Annotated in this window: 14 protein-coding genes; all 14 read right to left on the reverse strand. The window is 60.4% G+C overall.

Annotated elements, in window-relative coordinates:
- Nucleotides 1-2: 2 nt before the first annotated feature.
- Nucleotides 3-1517: a DUF5060 domain-containing protein gene (locus I8E17_RS22855; protein WP_069615484.1), complete on the reverse strand. Its 1515-nt coding sequence runs from the start codon at nucleotides 1515-1517 to the stop codon at nucleotides 3-5.
- A gap of 38 nt (nucleotides 1518-1555) precedes the next feature.
- Nucleotides 1556-2443, reverse strand: a complete 888-nt coding sequence (locus I8E17_RS22860) for a carbohydrate ABC transporter permease (RefSeq protein WP_069615485.1) — start codon at nucleotides 2441-2443, stop codon at nucleotides 1556-1558.
- The gene (locus tag I8E17_RS22865; RefSeq protein ID WP_069615486.1) at nucleotides 2440-3339 is read right to left on the reverse strand and encodes a sugar ABC transporter permease; all 900 of its coding nucleotides are present in this window, start codon (nucleotides 3337-3339) and stop codon (nucleotides 2440-2442) included. Before I8E17_RS22865 ends, I8E17_RS22860 begins: the two co-directional genes overlap by 4 nt.
- Before the next feature lie 96 nt (nucleotides 3340-3435).
- Nucleotides 3436-4689 carry an extracellular solute-binding protein gene (locus tag I8E17_RS22870; protein WP_069615487.1) on the reverse strand — a complete coding sequence of 418 codons (1254 nt, stop codon included), beginning with the start codon at nucleotides 4687-4689 and terminating at the stop codon, nucleotides 3436-3438.
- Between the two features lie 78 nt (nucleotides 4690-4767).
- Complete coding sequence (gene dhaL / locus I8E17_RS22875) at nucleotides 4768-5415, reverse strand: dihydroxyacetone kinase subunit DhaL (protein ID WP_069615488.1); 648 nt, start codon at nucleotides 5413-5415, stop codon at nucleotides 4768-4770.
- Nucleotides 5412-6431, reverse strand: coding sequence for a dihydroxyacetone kinase subunit DhaK (locus I8E17_RS22880; protein ID WP_069615489.1), 1020 nt, complete (start codon nucleotides 6429-6431; stop codon nucleotides 5412-5414). The genes dhaL and I8E17_RS22880 overlap by 4 nt, the downstream gene beginning before the upstream one ends.
- 59 nt (nucleotides 6432-6490) lie before the next feature.
- Nucleotides 6491-8368 carry a hypothetical protein gene (locus I8E17_RS22885; RefSeq protein ID WP_069615490.1) on the reverse strand — a complete coding sequence of 626 codons (1878 nt, stop codon included), beginning with the start codon at nucleotides 8366-8368 and terminating at the stop codon, nucleotides 6491-6493.
- Nucleotides 8365-9399, reverse strand: coding sequence for a Gfo/Idh/MocA family oxidoreductase (locus tag I8E17_RS22890; RefSeq protein WP_069615491.1), 1035 nt, complete (start codon nucleotides 9397-9399; stop codon nucleotides 8365-8367). The genes I8E17_RS22885 and I8E17_RS22890 overlap by 4 nt, the downstream gene beginning before the upstream one ends.
- 1 nt (nucleotide 9400) lies before the next feature.
- Nucleotides 9401-10465 (reverse strand): ABC transporter permease, encoded by a 1065-nt coding sequence (locus I8E17_RS22895; RefSeq protein WP_069615492.1) that lies wholly within the window; start codon nucleotides 10463-10465, stop codon nucleotides 9401-9403.
- Nucleotides 10462-12015: a sugar ABC transporter ATP-binding protein gene (locus I8E17_RS22900; protein ID WP_069615493.1), complete on the reverse strand. Its 1554-nt coding sequence runs from the start codon at nucleotides 12013-12015 to the stop codon at nucleotides 10462-10464. The genes I8E17_RS22895 and I8E17_RS22900 overlap by 4 nt, the downstream gene beginning before the upstream one ends.
- On the reverse strand, nucleotides 12012-12656 hold the full coding sequence (locus I8E17_RS22905) for a DUF2291 domain-containing protein (RefSeq protein ID WP_069615494.1): 645 nt from the start codon (nucleotides 12654-12656) through the stop codon (nucleotides 12012-12014). The genes I8E17_RS22900 and I8E17_RS22905 overlap by 4 nt, the downstream gene beginning before the upstream one ends.
- 74 nt (nucleotides 12657-12730) lie before the next feature.
- Complete coding sequence (locus I8E17_RS22910; RefSeq protein ID WP_069615495.1) at nucleotides 12731-13684, reverse strand: D-ribose ABC transporter substrate-binding protein; 954 nt, start codon at nucleotides 13682-13684, stop codon at nucleotides 12731-12733.
- A gap of 81 nt (nucleotides 13685-13765) precedes the next feature.
- Nucleotides 13766-14593 (reverse strand): phosphogluconate dehydrogenase C-terminal domain-containing protein, encoded by an 828-nt coding sequence (locus I8E17_RS22915; protein ID WP_069615496.1) that lies wholly within the window; start codon nucleotides 14591-14593, stop codon nucleotides 13766-13768.
- A 90-nt stretch (nucleotides 14594-14683) separates the two neighbouring features.
- On the reverse strand, nucleotides 14684-16018 hold the full coding sequence (locus tag I8E17_RS22920; protein WP_069615497.1) for a four-carbon acid sugar kinase family protein: 1335 nt from the start codon (nucleotides 16016-16018) through the stop codon (nucleotides 14684-14686).
- Between the last annotated feature and the right edge of the window lie 3 nt (nucleotides 16019-16021).

The raw sequence follows: 16021 nt of genomic DNA on the forward strand, positions 1-16021 counted from the left end.
GATCAATGCTTCTTGCGGATGCGGAGCGCCTGGTATGGCTTGCCCGGCAGTTCCACGCCGAAGGCGGCGTCCGCCTTGCCGCCGCGCACGATCGCGCCGTGGCGCGTCGGATGCGGGATCGGCGCTTCCACCTTTTTCGCCGGCGTGACGGTCATCTCCCATGTGTCGATGATATCGACGTCATAGTCGGTTCCGTCCTTCGGCAGACCGGTGGACCAGATGACCGGTTGATGTTCACCGAGATAGATGTAGCTGACATCACCGTCCCTGGCGCCGGAAACGCGCGTCCACGGCCATTCGCCGTAGGAAGACATCGGTTCCAGACCGTTGACGACATCCTGCTCCAACAGATCGCGCAGGAATCCGATGCGCTTCCAGGCTTCCCCGCGCAGCTCGCCGCCTTTTGCCCACCATATGAGATCCTCCGGATGCGAATAGGTCTCACCGTGGCCGGCATAGCCGCCGCGCGTCACCGTGATCCAGAAACGATGCACCAGCTCCTGTGCCGTCAGGTTGCCCCAGGACTGGATGATATTGCCTTCATATTCCGGCTCGTCGTTGACGACAGGCTTGCCATAAGCCTCGCGCCATTCCTGCGTGCGCTTCACGTCCCAGTTCTGGATGCAGGTATGCGTGACCCACGGTTTGCGATGATCGAAGTTCATCGTCGGCTCGCCGTTGTGGATCGACTTCAGATGGCCGTAGGGATCGTTCTCTTCGAGAATGTGGAAATAGCGGTCCCACTGCTGCAACGGCTTAGTGTCGAGAAGGAAGTCGTACTCGTTGGCAAGCGCCCACCAGACATTGCGATAAGCGGCAAGCCGCGCCGCGAGATAGGCGACGTAGCGGAAATCCTGTTCGGCAGTCATGTCGGCATAGCCCCAACGGTCATAGGGGTGGAATATGATGATATCGGCTTCGATGCCGAGATCGCAAAGGGCTGCGACCTGGCTCTCAAAATGGCGAAAGAGAACGGGGTTCGGCCGATCGAAGTCTTGCCTGCCGTCCGCGCCCTTTTCAAAGCAGGCATAAAGCGGCTCGTTGACGTTGTAGGGGTAGTCCTTGGGGAACACGCCCATGCGGATCTTGTTGAAGCGCGATTTCTTCAGCGTCTCGAGCGTCTGCGCCTGCATGTCGAGTGGCTGGTGCGTCCAGGCATAGCAGGTCGTGCCGAAGGACAGGAACGGCTTGCCATCGGCATAGGCGAAGTGGAACTTGTTGCGGACGTGCACGGGGCCGTGGTTGCCTTCCGACGGCTTGGTGGCAACGAAAGAGCCGGTCTTGCCGTCCAGTTCCGATGTCTTCGAGCGTGTGCGGAACGACCAATCGCCCTCATTGTCAGGCATGAAGCGAACGCGATAGACGCCGTCGCCATCATAGAAGCCGGGCACGCGGACCTCGCGGCTGTGCTGGCTGAAGACGGCATCGAATGCCACATCGAGATAGGGATTACCGCTCGAAGGGCCGTTGAAGGCGACTTCGAACACTCCCCATTTTTCGACGGACGCGTTGGACATGATATTCTCCTCGGAAAATGTGTGGATGGTCCGACCGCTCAGCCCTTGACCGCACCGGAGGTGAGGCCGGAGACGAAGTAGCGCTGGAAGATCAGATAAACGATGGTGGCCGGCAGCACGGTCATGACGATCGCCGCGTTCAACTGTCCGTAATCATTGGAAAACTGACCCTGGAAGGACATGAGCCCAAGCGGCAGCGTCCACATATGCTGATCCTGCAGCAGCACGAGCGCCATGGCGAACTCATTCCACGTGGAAACGAAATCCAGGATCAGCAGCGCAGCGAGGACTGGCAGACAGACAGGCAGGAATATCCGGCGGAAGATAGTAAAATGGCTGGCGCCGTCGATCAGGGCGGCTTCCGACAATTCCTTCGGGATGCCTTTGAAGAAGCCGTGCAGAATGAAGACCTGATAGGGCACGCCGAAAGCGATATAGGGCAGGATCACGCCGGGATAGGTGTCGATCAGGCCAAGCGAATTGACCAGCGTGAACAGCGGTGCCAGCATGACCTGAAACGGGATCATCGTGCCGAAGACGACGAGGAGCAGCAGCAACTTGCTGAGCCTTAACTTGATCTTGGCAAATGCATAGGCCGCCATCGCCGAGAGGATGAGACCGAGCGGCACCTTGATCACGGTGATGATGGTGCTGTTCAGGAAGGCGCTGGCGAAGTTGCCGCGGCCCCAGGCGCTCGAATAATTCTCGAAAGCCGGATCGAGCGGCGGCATGAAGGCGCCGGTCGATGTCACATCAGCCTGTGTTTTCAGCGAGGTGAAGACGATGAAGATGAAAGGCGCGAGCCAGATCGCAGCGACCACCAGCAGCGCGATCCATAGGCCGATCAGAACGGGATCGCGCTTGCGCTTTGCCGGTGCAATCGTTTCGAAGTCGTCCGACGTGGATGTGACCGATGCTGCCGTCATTGTTCGACCTCCTCATGCTTTTGCGTCCAGCGCAGGTAGGGAATGACGACAACGATGGTGATGAGCAGCAGGACGACCGAGATCGCGGCACCGCGGCCGAAATCGAAGATCTGCATGGCCTGCGTGAAAGCCCAAAGCGCCAGCATCTGCGTCGATTGCGCCGGCCCGCCGCCCGTCAGGCCATACACGATGTCGAAGGCTTTCAGCGACGAGATGACCGAGAGCACCAACACGATGGTCAGCGTCGTGCGCAGCGCGGGCAGGGTGACGTAGCGGAAGATGTTCCAACGCCCGGCGCCGTCGATGCGCGCGGCTTCGACCAGTGTCTGCGAGACATTTTGCAGGCCGGCGAGAAACAAGACCATGGAAAAGCCGACGGATTGCCAGAGATAGGCGACGAAAACCGAATAGAGCGCGATATCCTTGTCGCCGAGCCAGTCCTGAATCCAGGCCTGCAGGCCCATGGAAGTCAGGATTTCGGTGAAGAGACCGAAGAAGGGATCGTACATCCACTTCCACATGGTCGCGACTGCGATCGGCGCGATGATGACGGGCAGATAGAAGATGGCGCGGAAGGTATTGCGGGCAAAGAGTTTCTGGTTGAGGCTCAGCGCCAGCAGCAGCCCGACCATGGGCGGAAAGATCACGCACATGATCGTCCAGATCACCGTATTGCGGAAGGCGACCCAGAAGACGGGGTCCTGCGTGAAGATATATTGATAGTTCGCCAGACCGACGAAGGGGCGCTGCGGATCGAGGCCGTTCCATTTCTGGAAGCTCAGCACCACCACGTTCAGCATCGGGTAAAGCGCGAAAATCGCGTAGATCAGCATGGCCGGCGCAAGCAGGATCACTGCCTGGACGCGGGGATCATGTGTTCGGTTGCGGAATGACATTTCTGATTGCTCCCGGCGGCCGCTGACGCGTGGGCATAAGGGTGAGTGAGGCCGTTCGCCGCGATGACGATCGGCGTGGCGGCCTCTCTCGATTAATCAGGTGCGACCGGCGATGAAGGTCTGTAGCTGCTTGGCGGCATCGGCCGGCTGGATATTGCCGGAGGCGACATCGTTGATTACCCGGAAATATTCGGTGGTGACGTCGAGCGGGAAGGCCTGGTCGCCATTCATGTAGACCTTGCTGTAGGTCTTGAAGATCTCAAGCCACTTCGCCTCCAGCGGCTTCTGGTCGGTGTACTGGACATTCTTGTTGACCGAGATCGAGCTGATCTGGCCGACGAGATCCTGCTGCACCTTCGTCGACAGGAAATAGTCGAGGAACTTTGCCGCAAGATCCGGGCTCTTGCTCTTTGTGCTGATGTAATTGTACTCGGCAAAGCCATAGAGGCGATTGGTGTTCGTCGGGAACGGCACGACACCGTAATCGTCGAGATTGACTTTACTGCCGCTCAGCTGGCTGACCAGCCAGTCGCCTTCGAGCATCATCGCAGCACGGCCGGCGACGAACAGCGTATAGGATTGCTGGTTGCTGATGCCCATGAAAGGCTTCAGCGTATAATCCTTCGTCCACTTGGCGAATTCGGTGAAGGCATCGGTTGCGCAGGGCTCCTTGGTCCAGTCGGCCTTCATGGCCATCAGGGCGTCATGCTTGTCGGCGCCGCACTTGGTTTCGAGCAGCACGTCCATCAGGCGCATGACGTGCCAGTTGACTGAGCCGCCGAAGGTGAAGGCCGGAATGCCAGCAGCCTTGAGCTTGTCGGCTGCGGCTAGCAGCTCTTCATAGGTTTTCGGCTCCCCGGTGATACCAGCCTTCTGGAAGAGCTTCTTGTTGTAGTAGATCGCTTCGCCTTTGAAGGTGAAGGGAACACCGTGCTTGCCGCCTGGATAGAGATCGGCAAAGGCGGCGGCGGACGGGAGCAGCTCGTCGTTCCACTTGTACTGGGTGTAGTATTTGTCGAGCGGTAGCGAGAGGCCTGCCTTCACATATTCGCCGCCGAGGCCAAGGCCGGCCCAGCTGAAATAGATGTCCGGGCCTTTGCTGGAGCCTGCGGCCACGCGAAGGGCGGTCTTGTGTTCATCGACGCCGCGTTGGACGATTTCGACATGGGTGCCGGGATTGGCTGCCTCGAAGTCTTTCGCTACCTTCTTCAGCGCGCCGTTTGCCGCCCCATTGTCGAAGTTTAGCGTCCACAGCGTCAGGTCTTCCGCGGCAACATTGGTTGCCGAAAAGGCCGCCGCTGCCATAGCAGCAGCGCCGAACCAACGCGCATATTTGAAGTTGCCAGCCATCTCCCGTCCTCCTCTGAGCAAAGCTGAGGGCGGTTTTGACAAATCGTTGTCAACATGTCAACTGGTATGATGAGCTTATCAGCGGCATCGCATGAAGTGATCGTGAAAAGAGGCTATGATGACGACCGCCGACGCCGCGCCGGGGTCCATATGTCCCAAGGCTCGATCGCCCAGGCGCGACGACCGGCCCTTTGCCGCGACCATATTCTTGGTTGCTTCTGCGCCCGCTTCGCCCGCTTCAAGGGCGGCGGCCAAGCAATCGGCAAGTGAAAGCCCTCGATCTCGGGCCGCGCGGCAGGCCGTTGCAGCGGGTGCCCAAGCATCCACCATGGTCTTTTCGCCGACCTCCGCCTTGCCCCGATCCTGAATGCCCTTGGCGAAAGCTGCGAATATTTCGACCATATCATCGTCGCTCAATGACGCCTTTCCCTTGGCGACCGCGCCTGCGCGCATGAGTGCCGTTGCATAGAGCGGTCCGGACGAGGCGCCCACCGCATTAAGGAAGGACTTTGCGGCCGTGTTGAAGACCAGCGTCGGGTCGGATGTCGATGATTCCAGCTCCGAAACCGCTTTCGCCGCGGCGGCGAAGCCGAGCTCCATGGCGATGCCGTGGTCGGCGTCGCCGATCACGCCGTCCAGTTCGCAGAGACGGTCCTTCTCGCGGGCCATCGCGTCGGCGATCCGCACAAAAAGCGACTTCAGCTCTTCTGTTCCGATTATGCTCATGACAGCGCCTCGCCAGAGCGGAACATGGCGCAATCGCAGGGGTGATCGATGAGCCGCTGCAATTCGTCATCGAGATGCATGAGGGTGATCGAGGCGCCGGCCATTTCGAGCGACGTGCAATAGTTGCCGACCAGCGACAGGTGAATGACGATGCCGGCATCGTCGAGCATGGCTTTGACCTTGCGCATCATGATGTAGAGCTCCATCAGCGGCGTCGAGCCCAGTGAATTGACGAGCACGGCGACCCGGTCGCCGCGCGCCGGCTTCATCTCATCGAGAATTTTGCCGACGAGTTCGCTCGTCACCTCGTCCGCCGACCGCATCGGCCCGCGTGCGACGCCCGGCTCGCCATGAATGCCCATGCCGACCTCCATCTCGTCGGCGCCGATTTCGAAGTTCGGCTTGCGTGTCTGCGGCAGCGAACAAGGCGAAAGCGCGACGCCCATCGTATAAGTGCGTTCATTCGCCCAGCGCGCCACCCGTTCGACGTCGTCGAAACCGTACATCAGATCGCAGGCGGCACCGGCTGCCTTGAAGATGAAGACGTTGCCGGCAACTCCGCGACGGCGCTCCTTCTGATCGACCGGCGCAGAAGCGATGTCATCCGTCGTCAGAACTGTACGCACCTCGATATCGTCCATGGCAAGCATTTCCGCCGCCATATCGAAATTCATGACGTCTCCGGCATAGTTGCCGTACATGAACAGCACGCCGGCACCGCCATCGACAGCCTTGGCACATTCGATGATCGGATCGGGTGGCGGCGAGGCGAAAACATTGCCGATGGCGGCGGCATCGGCCAGTCCCTTGCCGACGAAGCCGAGAAATGTCGGCTCGTGTCCGGATCCGCCGCCGATGACCAGGCCAACCTTGCCGGCCCGTGGACCATGCTTTGCCACGATCGAGCGCGGCGATCCCTCGACAGCGCGCAGATGGCGTGGATGAGCCGCCAAGATGCCGGCCAGCATCTCATCGACGGCGGCGGCACCCTCGTTGATCAATTTCTTCGTCTTCACGCCGAGACTCCCAAATCATTGTGATCGTTGGGACTAACTTGCGCGTCTGCGAATGAAGGTCAATCCATCAAAGTCGTGGAAGCGGTGCTATAGGCATCAAGCGTGAGCCTCGTATTTCCAGGCTGCTCCAGCAGGCGGAACCTTCCCAGCTGGATCTGTTGCGAGGCGGGTGTGATGTTGACCAAATGGAGTTGTCGAGCCGCTCCAGGCTGCGCCGTAATGAAGGCGAGCACTGAGGTCTGATCGGACGACAGGCACTCCTGCCAATGGCTGCCGGCGAGGCGAGCCAAGGCAGAGACGACGTTAAAAAGCGGTCGTGTGGCTCCTGTTGCCGACGGCTCTTTTTCTCCGGCGATCAGGCCAAAAGGCCCGGTCAGCGCCGAAAGCGTCAGGCATTCCAATCCGGCATCGAGGACGCGGATGGCATAGCCGAGTGCAAAGGCCTCGCCGAAGCGGGCATTGTGCCGCGGATCGGTGTTCCCCATGGCAATGCGAGCGCCATAGGTATTGTCCATGGTCCGGCTGCCGTAGGGATTCTGCCGCATCGGTATGGTCGAGGGACCGATACGGTAAGGCTTGTCGCCGTAGATAGCGCGTACGGAACGCGTGATGAAGGGCAGCGCTTCCAGCGTCTGCATGACGCTCAGATCGTCAGCCGCATGCACGATGGGATTGGTGCAATGTGTAATGAAATCGAGACTGCCGGCGGGCACTCGCTTGCGATTGAGTTCGGTGAAATAGCTCAGCATGCCGCCGCCCATACGCACATCGGGAAAGGCGGCGTGCGCGGCGGCATAGACTTCCTCAAGAGGCGGGCATTCGGGCCATTTGCTGCCCGGCGGCGTCGATTGCCGGTCCACGGAAGGCGAGATCATGATTGCATCGGGCTTGAAGCCGACCGCTCGCATCCAGCCTGCTATTTGCTGTGCTTCGGCAAGCGGCGCCTGGCGGCAGGGCAATGCGATTTCCAGCGTCGACTTGCCGGCATGGAGTGCGGTGACGGCTGCGAAGCGTTTGAAGGCATCAGCGCCATGGCCGGCATCGGGATCGAAGTGAAACAGCAGTTCCTGCGGGGCAATTTCGTCTAAGCGCTCGCGCGCAGCCAGCGTCGCATCTGCTTCCTCCGGCGTAATGACAAGGCCGATGGACGGCATGGTACCGGATTTTGTCCCCGCGCTTAGGGTGATCGCGGCATCCGAAGTATGGCAAAAAGAGGGTGGAGAACGCCGCTTATCCCCGATGGTCAGAACGATACGTTGCCGTATCGGCTCGCTGGCCGGAATGCGATAGGGCCAAGGCAGGGCAAGCGGGCGAACGTAGGTCTTGTAGGAAGCATCGGACCAGTTGCGCTGATCTTCCATCTCGAAGGTATCGCCTTCCATCCGGCACTCAGCTGTTACGTTCGCCATCACGCCATGCGTAATCGCCCGCATATCCTTGAAGGGCTGCCAGGGTTCGATGAGATCGGGGAAATGCGTGCTCTCGCGGCTGCCATCGACATGCTCGACCGATACCGGTGTACCGGCAATACCCACGATCGGGTGCAGGATACAGAAGCCGCAGCGGTTGGTTTCGAAGCCGGTCGTCGAGAGGGCTATTGCCTCGAAGGTCAGGGCTTCATCGGCCTCAGCTGTTATCCGCACCTCAATCGCAAGTTCGGTATTCTCAGGGCCTTTGCAACGCGCAACATAGCTGACGAAAAAGCCATCCTGATGCTGATTGATCCGCAGATCGTCGATATCGGGTGAATAGGTGCCCCAATCGCAATCGCGAATCAGATATGAAACGGCCCGCAAGACTTCGATGCCGTCGTAACGAATGGCCCGGAGATTGCCGTCCTTAAAATCGACGTCAAGCCTGCCCGCTGTCAGTCGCACTGGCGGCGTTTCGAGCTCGCGCGTGCCGTAAAGCTGAAACGGATCGATCTCGGTCTTCATCGCAGCATCGCTCCGATATCGACGGATTTCCCGTTGGCGGCACTCTCATAGGCGGCTTCGACCAGCGCCAGGGTCTTGAGATTGTCAGCGCCCGACGTCGAGGTTTCGCCTCCGTCGGCAAGGCGGTCGGTCCAATGCTGCTGAATTGCGAGCACGCTTTCTTGGATGTTGTGCCAAGGGCGCGAAGCCCAAGGCAGAAGCCGCGGCGACGCATCCGTGACGCTCACGCCATCTGGGCCGTTGACCTCAAGGCGATAGCTTTGCGTGAGGCGTATGGTGCCTCGCGTGCCGTCGAGCTCGATCAGCGTTTCAGGGAATGGCTCGGTCGCAAGCTTGGAGGCATAGCTGACATCGACGATCGAGGTCGCGCCATTCTCGTGGTCGAGCAGGATGGTGGCGACATCCTCGCCCTTGATCTTCGGATTGACGCGTTTGGTGCGGGCCGTCAGTGAAGAAACGTCGCCGAGGATGAAGCGAGCGATGTCGAGCGTATGAATACCGAGATCCTCGATGATAAACCGTTCGCCTTCAGCCAAGTAAGGCTGGCCCGAAAACACGTCGTAGCCGGAGCGAAAGGAGAAGCGTCCCCAGAAGGGCTCGCCGATCACGCCCGATTGCAGAGCAGTCTTCACGGCCTGAATGGGTGTCTGCCAGCGGAAGTTCTCATGCACCATCAGCGGCACGCCGGCTTGCGCACAGGCCTCGACCATCGCCTTGGCGTCGCTCAACGTCTTTGCAAAAGGCTTCTGGCAGATCGCCGGGATCTTATGCGAGACAGCCATTTCCACCAGGGCGCGGTGGCTTTGCACCGTCGTTGCTATATCGACGAAATCAAAACCGCCATCGGCAAACATCGCGGCCGCATCCGTGTAGCGACGCTCGATGCCGAACTGGTCGCCGACGAGCTTAAGCCGCTCCGGGTCGCGGTCGCAGATCGCTGCGATGCTGGCGCCTTCGACGTCTTGCCACGCATGCATCTGATTGATCGCGAAGAAGCCGCAACCGATCAATGCGCCCTTGAGTTCTGCCATCTCAGCCTGCCTTTGCCATTTGCATGAGAGTTACGCGCTGCTGGAGTCGCCGCTGCGCCTGATCCACGACGACAGCGATGATGATGACAAATCCCTTGATCACCATCTGCCAGAAGGATGAGACGCCCATCATCACGAGGCCGTCCGAAAGGATGCCGATGACGAAGGCGCCGATGATCGTGCCGCCTATGGTGCCGCGGCCGCCCGACATGGAGGTGCCGCCGAGCACCGCTGCCGCGATCGCGTTCAGCTCGAAGCTTTCGCCGGTTGCCGGATGCGCCGCCATCAGCTCCGACGATATGACGATGCCGACGATGGCGGCGCAGAGCCCCGAGAACATGTAGACGAAAATCTTGACCACATCGACGCGGATGCCGGACATGCGCGCGGCGCGCTCGTTTCCGCCGACGGCGAAGATGTGCCGGCCGATCGGCGTCGAGCGGGCGACATAGGCGGCGAGTAGCGCCAGCACGATCAGGATCCAGATGGAAACGGGCAGACCAAGCACACGGCCTGCGCCGAAGACATCGAAGCCTGTCGTATCGTATTCCGGCCGGCCCACCAGGTTCGGGAAGGTTTGTCCGTCGGACGACAGGAGCGCGAGACCGCGGGCGATATAGAGCGTTCCGAGCGTGGCGATGAAGGGTGCGACGTTGAGCTTGGTGATGAGCAGGCCATTGATGAGCCCGATCAGCAGCCCGACGGCCAGTGTGATGAGAATGATCTCGTAAATGTTGAAGTAAACGGTATAGCCGATCGGCAGTTCGACGCCGTTCAGGATGAGGGCGCCCGCCACCATGCCGCAAAGGCCGACGATCGAGCCTACCGATAGATCGATCCCGCCGGTGACGATAACAAAGGTCATGCCCATGGCGAGAAAGGCGTTGAGCGCGACATGCTTTGACATCAGGATGATGTTGGCGGTCGAGGTGAAGTTCGGTGCAAAGATCGCAAAGAAGATGACGACGGCAAACAGCGCGATGAAGGTCCTGAGCTTCATCAGCGTCAAGAGAACGGAGCCGTTCGAGCGATTGGTCGCAAAGGCGGAGGACGTGTCTGCGGTCATGACGCGAGTTTCCCTGTATGTCCGTGTCCCTTGGCGGATGCCGCGATGATGGCCTCTTCCGTCGCTTCGCTTCGGTCGAGAACGGTCACGAGCTTGCCGTTGCTGAGCACTGCGATGCGGTCCGAAAGTGCCATGACCTCTTCAAGGTCCGATGTTGAAAACAAGATTGCCAGACCCTTGCCGGCGAGCCTGCGCATGGTGCGGAAGACGTCGGCCTTGGCGCCGACATCGATGCCGCGGCTCGGCTCATCCATCAAAAGCACCTTCGGATCGGTCATCAGCGCTTTGCCGATGACGACCTTCTGCTGATTGCCGCCGGACATGGAGGTGACCTCGAAATCCGGATTGGGCGCCTTGATCGAGAGATCGCGGATCATGTCGCGGATAGCGTTCTTTTCGGCACCCGGATCGATATGGAAAAACAGTCGGGCGAAGCGGCTGAGGCTCGCAAGCGTCAAATTGCTGGCGATGGACAGGACCTGCACCAGTCCCTCGCGCTGACGGTCCTCGGGGATCAACGCCAGGCCTTGCCGGATGCGCCTAGTGGTGTCGCGGGCGCGAACCTCGACCCCATCGATATAAATCCGTCCGGTCGAATGCATATGCCGGCCCATTACACATTCGAAGAATTCGCTGCGTCCGGCACCCATCAGGCCGTAGATGCCGAGGATTTCGCCGGCGCGCACCGACAGCGAGACATGATCGACGGCAAGGCCGCCGGTGCGTCGCGGCAGGCTGATCTCCTCGGCGCGGAAGGCTTCCTTGCCGATCGCATGGCCGCCGTCCCTGGCGAAGTCCTTGGCATCCGATCCGATCATCGAGCGGACGATCCATTTCGTATCGATATCGCGAACCATCGCCTGACCGGTGATCTGCCCGTCGCGCAGCACGGTGATGTAGTCGCCGATCCGCATCAGCTCTTCGAGCCGGTGCGAGATATAGACGATCGCGACGCCTTGTGCCTTCAGTTCCGCAATGACCTTGAACAGAATGTCGACCTCAGCCGCAGATAGCGCCGATGTCGGCTCGTCCATGATGAGGATGCGGGCGTCAAGCGATATGGCCTTGGCGATCTCGACGAGCTGCTGCTGCCCGATCGGCAGATCCTCCACGATAGTTTCGGCGCCTATGCCGGCATCGAGCCGATCCAGAAACGCGTTGGCCCTTTCGATCTGTGCCTTATGATCGATACCAAAGATGCCGCGGGTGATTTCGCGCGTGGCAAAGATGTTCTCGGCCACTGTCATGTTGGCAAAGAGATTGAGCTCCTGGAAGATCATGCCGATTCCGCGCGTCTGTGCGTCGGCCGGGCTGCCGAAGGAGACTTCCTCGCCTTCGAGCAGGATGCGGCCCGAGGTCGGCTGTTCGACGCCGGCGATGATTTTCATCAGGGTAGACTTGCCGGCACCGTTTTCGCCGACGAGCACATTGACCGCGCCGCGGTGCAGCTCGAGGTTGGCGTGCCTGACGGCGACGATGCCGGAATAGACCTTGGAAACGTCCTCCAGGCGCAGGATGATGTCGTTGCTTGGGGTTCCGCTCATGGTCATTGCCCCAACGTCAAGGCTGAAGGCGTGATCAGGGGAAGCTGGCCGGACGGGGGCAGCGGAAACGCGCCCGTTACGGTGATCGTCTTTCCAATCAGCTCGTTGCGAGGCAGAGCTGCCAGAAAGGACGAGTTTGCCTTCTCGTTGAAGGCTTTGCCGAATTGAGCCCACTCGATCTGGTTCCTGAATTCGTTGAAGTCCAGGAAATCCAGCGCGTCGCGTAGCGCCGTGCCTCGGACCGCAGGGCCGATCTGCACCTTCGCGTCCGGCTTGCCGTCGCCATCCACATCGACGTCGAGGGTTCCAGCGCGAGAGGCTGTGTCGGCAGCCACGATCTTGCCGCTCAGTTTGACGGCATAAGTCCACGGCGATGAAGCCTGTTTTCGCGGGTTTCCGTATTTCGCGCCGGCATCATCCGGATTGGCGGTTATGGCCTGCAGCACCGTCTTGATGTCGCCCGCGCGCTTCTCAATAGCGGGCAGTGCCTGGGGTTGCCAGATCGCCTCCACCTTGGCTGCGGGGTCGAAGGCACTCTTTGCCGCCGCTGCCGCCTTCTCCTCGGGCGTCGGCGTCTTGATAATCTTGCAGCCGGGCAATACCGCCGCCAAAACAAGGGCCACGAGCGCGCCTCTGGTCCTCAACATGCAATGCACCTCGATCTCGCAGGAAAGACATCGGGAGAGCGCGGTTCCGCGCCCTCCCACTTAGTGGTCCGCCATCAGTTCTTCAGTGCGAAGGTTTCGAGCTTGTCGGCGTTGTCGGCATTGATGAGGACGCAATCCATCAATTGTTTCTCATCCTTCGGCGCCGTCTTGTTCTTGATATAGGCGTCGGCCTGTTCGACAGCCTTCTGGGCCTGGGCGTAAGCCGGCTGCATGACCGTCGCCTTGATGCCGCCCGCCTTGATGGAGTCGCGTACATCGTTCGAGCCATCAAAGCCAACGACGATCACATCCTTGCGGCCGGCGGCCTGTAGGGCGGCAATTGCGCCCATAGCCATGGTGTCGTTGCCCGAGATCACGCCCTTGATGTCAGGATTTGCCTGGAGGATGGTTTCCATCTTGGCATAGGCTTCGGTCTGGCTCCAGTTCGCCGACTGCTTGGCGACCAGCTTCAGGTCGGGATAGTCGTCAATGACGTCGTGATAACCCTGCGAGCGGATACCGGCATTGGTATCGGCTTCGCGGCCGACGAGTTCGGCATAGTTGCCTTTCTCGCCCATCAGCTTGACGAATTCCTGCGCGCCGAGCTGTGCGCCTTGGTAATTATTGGAAACGATCTGAGCGACAGCAATGCCGGTAACGTTAATTTCGCGGTCGATGAGGAAGGAGGGGATCCCCGCATCCTTCGCCTTCTTCAGGGCAGCGACCGTCGCATCCGCACCGGCATTGTCGAGGATGATGGCCTTGGCGCCACGCCCAATCGCCGTGTCGATGACTTCCGATTGCTTGTTGGCGTCATCGTCGTGCGTCATGACGAGCGTGTCGTAGCCCAGTTCCTTCGCCTTGGCTTCGGCGCCGACGGCCTCTGCCTTGAAGAACGGGTTGTCGAAGGCTGGTGTGATGATCGCGATCAGATCGGCCGCGAAGGCCGGCATCGCCGTGCCCAGCGCCAGTGCAGTGGTAAAGGCTGCTAGTGTCAGTCTGCGTGTCAGTCTGCGTGTCAGTTTCATGGTCTCCTCCCAGTTATGAAACAGGCCCTGTTCCCGGCAGGGCAGCAAGGGGAGGGCATCGCCCTCCCCGGGGGACGTCGATCAGGTGATGCGACGGATGCTTTCCGCGATCTCCTGCGGCTCGAAAACCTTCTTCCAGTCGTCGCGCATGAGGGCAGGAATGCCGAATTCGATCGCCTTGTTGCAGGCGTCGGAGAACACGCCGTCGACTTCCTTGAAGATGACGGCGCCGAGCACGTTCATGTGGCCGAGTAGGAAGTCGCGGGCGGCTTCCGCGGGAACGCCGCGGGCGACACACTCATCCATAGCCTGGCGCATGACGACGAGCAGCGAGGCGCAGACCGTTTCCGAAAGACCCGGCTCCAGCATCGCCATCTGCTCGACGGTGACCCGGTGCGAACGCATGACGGGCGCCCAGATGACCTTGGCGATTTCCTCGCCGAGGGCATACGCGCTTTCCGGTCCCTGCATCAGCGCTGAAACGATATGCTGCTTGGCAAAGAGGCCGCCGAAATGGTCCTTCTTTGCTTGCATGTCGGTTTCGTCGTTGAAAATCGGCGGGTGGCAGGGATGGGTGACGAAATAGGTGAGGTCCTCGCGCTGCGGCAGATGGCCTGCAAAGGGGGCGGCGGCGTCGAGCGCGACAACCATCGTGCCGGGCTTCAGCTTATCGACGATGCCGGTGGCAACCTTGCCGATCGCGGTATCCGGTACTGCAAGGATCACGACCTCTGCGCCATCCAGCGCGGCATCGACGGGGATGCAATCAATGGAAAGGTCATTCTTCAGGCGGGCCTTGCCGGCATCGCTGACCTCGACATGGCGCACATCGAAGGGCGAGCCTTTCAGGTTTTTGGCGAGCCGGTAGCCCATTTTGCCGCCGGCGCCGAAAAGAGCAATTGCAGTCATCTTAGTACCTCGTTCACTTCCAATGTGTGGTATCGCAAGTGGTATGATGAGTCAATGAGTATGCCAACATCATGCCGAAGAATGCCGCAGCTATGATCCCCTGCCATCGCGGATCTGCGCGAAGTAATCGTCGGTGCCGACCTGCCCGCCTTTCAGCGCGATCTGCAGGCCATTGGTGGGCGCGTAGCTGCCGTGCGCCGTGCACAGCGGCGAGCCGGGTGTTTGCGGTAATGGGAGAAGCGTCGTCAGGGCCTCGACGCGCACTTCCTTGAGCGCGTGGCTCGACGTGTCGCCGCCGGCAATGACGGCGCGACCGAGATTTTCCTGCTCGATCAACCGTCGCAGGATCGTGCCGAGAGCCTGCCCCAAGCGATGCCGGGCGCCAGGAATGCGGTCGATATCGCCGCCGCGATCGGCGGAGGGGCCGAGTGCCGTGTGGAGAATGACGCTGCGTCCGGCCTTGAGGCTGGCCACGCCCGCGGTGACCGCGGCGTCCAGCGCCTGCTCGCCATTTTCGCCAACAAGCGCCAAGGGATCGAGATCGATGCCGTCAAAACCATCGGCTGCGGCGCAGCGGATTTGCCGTTCGGTCGTCGGCGATACGCTGCCGGAGACGACCGCGAGGCGGTCGACCTTGCCGGGAGAAGCAAACTCCGGCTTTTTTCCGATCAAACCTTCGTTGCGCCAGGCATTGAGAAGTGCATATTCGACACCGGACGAGCCTGCGACAAAAGCATTGCCTTTGCCTGCAAGGCGCCACAGCTGATGTGCCGCGGCAGCCTGGGTTTCCGGGCTGTCGACATCAAGCAGCAGGATACCCTCCTTGCCTCCCGCCAGAGCATCGAGCCGCGCGTCGGCATCGGCTGCCTGGATCGTGATGAGATCGGCGAGGCTGACGGGGAGGGACGTCTGCCTGCTCAGATGCACGGCCAGATCGGCCTCATCCATCGGCGTAACCGGATGCCGGCTCATGACCGGATGCCGGTCGATGCGGAAGACTTCGCCTTGATAGGCAGCGAAAAGGTGGCCGAAAGCGGTGTAGCGTTTCAGCTGCGGCGCTCCGACCACAACGGGCACGACGGTTTGCGCAAAGAGCGCTTTGCCGATCTCGATCGCCTTGCCGATACTGCCGATGACGGGACTGGAATCGAAGGTCGAGCAGACCTTGTAATGGCATATCGCGGCATCGAGGCTCTTTAGCCATTCGATTGCGGGCGTCAGATGCTCATCCATCCATTGCGGCGTTTCGCTGCGGCTGGTGCCGGCGATGCCGATGGCGCGGCAATCCTTGAACCGCTCCAGCATGGCTTCACCTGGAATGCCGAGGAAGAGAGCCGTCGGCACGCCATTTGAGGCAAGCGCCTCCATGACGTCGGTGGAGCCGGTGAAATCGTCGCCGTAATAGCTGAGAAGAAGGTTGGACATTGC

Origin of the sequence: Rhizobium sp. AB2/73 (assembly GCF_020871915.1) — a bacterium.
Taxonomy (GTDB): Bacteria; Pseudomonadota; Alphaproteobacteria; order Rhizobiales; family Rhizobiaceae; genus Rhizobium; species Rhizobium dioscoreae.